Origin of the sequence: Neptuniibacter sp., from assembly GCF_024231755.1 — a bacterium.
Taxonomy (GTDB): Bacteria; Pseudomonadota; Gammaproteobacteria; order Pseudomonadales; family Balneatricaceae; genus Neptuniibacter.
The window spans coordinates 1-4112 of sequence record NZ_JAAEQH010000129.1 but is presented as its reverse complement, the minus strand read 5'-3'; the positions used below and the strand labels follow the sequence as shown (position 1 = coordinate 4112).

Annotated in this window: 1 protein-coding gene; it reads right to left on the bottom strand. The window is 42.3% G+C overall.

Annotated features, from left to right (window positions below):
- On the bottom strand, positions 1–3443 hold a 3443-nt coding region (locus tag GY843_RS07620), incomplete at its 3' end, for a PQQ-binding-like beta-propeller repeat protein (RefSeq protein WP_297308184.1).
- Positions 3444–4112 lie beyond the last annotated feature (669 nt).

The following is a 4112-nucleotide window of genomic DNA, read 5'->3' as shown; positions in this document are numbered from 1 at the left end:
TTCATGGCCAGAGTTGAAATGTTTTCAGCTCTATCGTTGTCAATCTGGTGAAGTCTGGCTGGGAATGTTCCGTTGTCTTCATCAAGAAGTTCAACATGGAAAATTTCCAGATCTGTACAACCTGAGTTTGCAATAACATCCTCAAAGACTATTTCATGATATGTAGGAAGTCCAAAAGGAACCGGCAGTTCAGGTGACAGGTCAGCGATATGTAAACGCTGACGAGGAACATCGTTGGCCATACAGTGTAAGTTCCACTGTTCACCAAAGATGATATGTCCAGCTTCGTCAATAATCGGACCAGTTACGTAGGTAAAGAAACGAGCAGAACGACGATGCCATACAATTTCACCAGCTGTAGCGTCGACAAAGTTCCACCAGCCATCTACGTTACCAAAGATAAACCAATCGTTGTCAACAGGGTCAGCAATAGATTCGCAAGTTAAAACACCCGGCATAACAACTTCAGAATAAACATCAGGAACTGAAGGATCGGTCTGGATACTCCAATATGGTTCTTCAGCATTAGGACCCCATTGAGGTACACCTGTTGCTTTAGAGTAAGCCATCGGGCCAGCATAATGACCAGCTCCGCCAATCCAACCACAATATCCACCAAAGATGACCACAGCTTTATCATTGATAATGCCAGATGGTGATCCATTAGCAGAACCGTTTGATTCGTTGGCCCACATTAGTTCAGAACCATCAGCTTTAACTTTATACAGGACACCACCGTTATGAGGTGATGAGTTCTGCATAGAATAGGCAGTATGGAAATAAACAAAGTCGCCATCAGTTTCTGGTGAATAAAGGATCTGTGATTTAATACCTTCCTGAGCGGTCTCAGGATTTACCCAGCCATCATCCAATAACTGTAGCTGGAAGCCAAGAGTACCAGCAAATTCCCAATCTACCGTAATACCAGTATAGTCGATATTCAAACGCCAGAAGTTAGGAGTTGTTAGGTATTCATCGCAACCAACATATAGATAGGTTCCGTCGGTTGTTAAAGCCTTGTGAACCTGTCCAGTTGCTGTCCATACAGGAGTATTAAATCCTGGATAGTAATAGTTTGAACCATCAACAGTATTTAAACCATAGATGTTTCCAAGACCATCAGCAACAACAACTAAATCAGTGACAGTCGTGCCATCATCAACAGTCATAAAGACATGAGGAGCATATTGGGCATGACCATTCATGGAAAATCCCCACATGATAGTGCCGTCTGCGGCATTAAATTTGGAGAAATAACCATTGTCACCACCACCACAATAAATAGCGGGGGTAACACCGTCATCAATATATGTCGGTGTAGCGCGGCAAGAACCGCCTATTTCGGCGTAGTTGATGTCTTGTCTCCAGATTTCAGCACCTGTGTTAACATCAACGCAAACCAGTGAGTTGAACATATAAGCAAAGACTTTTCCATCAGCAATAATCGGTGTCGCAAATGTACAACCGGTTCCTGCTGAGTTAACATAAGTCCATGCTTTAGTCAAGTTACACTGAATATCGCCTAATTCATTAAATGTGCTGTTATCACGATTGTCATTTTTACCCATTGTCGGCCAGTCGCCATCCGGAGCACAAGTTCTAATAACAAATGGTTTACAGCAGCGATACATATCAATCATGAAGTCATAAGGGAAACCGTACCATCCTTCGACTTCACCTGCAATGTCTCCAGACCTATAGTAGGCTGAAGGTCCAGCACCAGTTCCTTGATCAGAAAGGATATCCATGTCCCAGGCATCAGCAAATGATTCGACTACGATCCAGAATCCTTCATCAAAGAAATAGTGAGGAGCAATATTCCATGGGCCTGTTGGCACTAAGCCATCACCGGAAACCGGGATATACATCAACCGTTCTCCAGGAGCCCCACCATCATTAGAATAAATTGAAACATAAGCCGGTTGTGCATATGGAGCGCCCCAGGCACCCAAAAATGCAACATCAATAAATTCTAAATCACATCCAGAAAGTGAAACTTCCTGATATGAGGCAGCTTTGGAAACATGATTTGTTCCACCAGAACCCCAAGTGTCAGGTAATCCCCAACCATAGGCTCCAGCTGTGCCATCATAATGCCAAGACCATCCACATTCTTCATAGATGTCACGGCACATATATGCTGTTACATTAAAAACAGCATCAAGTCCATACCAGCTTAAGAATGTTGACCACTCGTCATTACGATATTGTCCAGAAATCCCGCCGGCATAAATAGCTCCGGCATCAGTGATGGTACCAAGCAATTGATTCCCAACGCCGCCGCCAGGGATACTGACGTCAACAAAAAATGGAGTTGGTACGCCTATTCTCGGGACTTCATAGTTGGCCATCCATACCTGATCGCCATAAGGCACGACAAAGGTATAAATTGGATTCAAAGTATCCGGGAAGCCAGCGCCATCATCAGGACATATTGAGACTAAAGCATCTGGGAAAGTACCAGTGCCGTCACCAACATCATCAAGACTGAAATATGGCTCAAAGCCAATATCAAGTGATGTCAGAGTGTCTGGAGTTGATGGAGTTACTTTATGATAAACATGACTTCTGGCGCCATAAGCGGTTGGACCGATAGTCCAATAATAACCAACTTCGTCCACCCAGTCCATGATTTCATAGCAGTCGTCGCTAGCCAATGGGCTATTGTCTAAACAAAGTCCGGCAATCATCTCGAAGTTGCCTGGGAATCCCCAGTCATCAACCATCAAATACCAGAAACCACCCATAAACTCGGAAGCTCTATCTGTGGGGTTGGTAGCATCATCGGAATAGAACTTGAGAGTTTCGACTCCAACAGTTCCACCACCGGTGACCGTAGCCGCGATATGAAAATCTTCACCAGCGGCGAAGACATAGTCATCCATAGAAGCCGCACCGCCAAGATTGGAAGCACTAATATCTACAGTCAGATAACCATAGAATCCAAGCGGAGGCAAACTGGCATTGGGAATATCCCAGCTACCAACTAATACATCTGGATAACCACCAGCATCACTGTACACCTGAATTGTTAATCCAGGAGTTCCGTTTTCCTGGGCAACAGCAACAGTGGCACTAATAAGTGTGCAACCAAATTCAGGTGTCATCCGCTGTGCCCAATGGGTAGTCGCATATGAATCCGGAATTGACCAATAATACGCATGATTGTCATCATAGCGAAGGTCTTCGCAGATTCTCTCTGGACTCGCAAAATTGGGATGCAGTGGATTAACGGCTTGATCAAAGTTAGTCGGTCTGGAAACACCAGTCGTTCTTACATTGACCTCGGCGTCAAATTGATTATACCCCTGTTGGTTGATACCAAGATCTATAACCTTTGGGGTATAGTTTTCATTGTCATCGTAACCAATAGCCGCACTACCGAAGGATAACATTAACCCCAAGGTAAGTACCGCGATTATTAGTTTTCTATTTAGCAACATTTATTTCCTCCTTAAAAATTAGGAAATAAGTTTTTAGGATTATTAATTGATAGACCGAAAATCGGCCATACCAACACGAATAATGATTTAATCGGCCAAATCCGAAAATTCTTTGATTAAATTTATTTGTTATGGCTTTACGGCAAATTTTCATAGCTCACCTAACGTCCAGGGATTTGTGAGTAAAAGTCCCAATTAAATATCCCTAATTCCTATAATTTGGAGAAAGGAGCAAATTCTTCAGAATTAAAGAATCGACTCCAGAATGTTATGTTATCGAATTTAATATACTTCTGGCTCTTATTAAAGGCCTTGTAATCAATAAGGTTTACACCTCCTAATATAATTAACGATATGTTATTGTTAATTGTGGTTGACATATCGAAATGAGGCGATTCAATCCGAGTGTTTGAAGGAATGAGTCTTAAATATAAACTATGCTTAGCAACTACAGGTTGAAAAGATTAATAAATATTGTAAGATATAACCTTCCTGTTAAGGAAAGCTCCCTTTAACGACTGGATCTATAATAAAGAAGTAAACAACTTGTGTCTGCTGAAAATCGTGGCTCTCATCCCAGCGGACAATTCATTTAACACACGCTCGTGACTATAATAACGGAAAAAGATTATTTGTCAAGTAAAAAGTGGAAATATTTTCCCGCTCTCT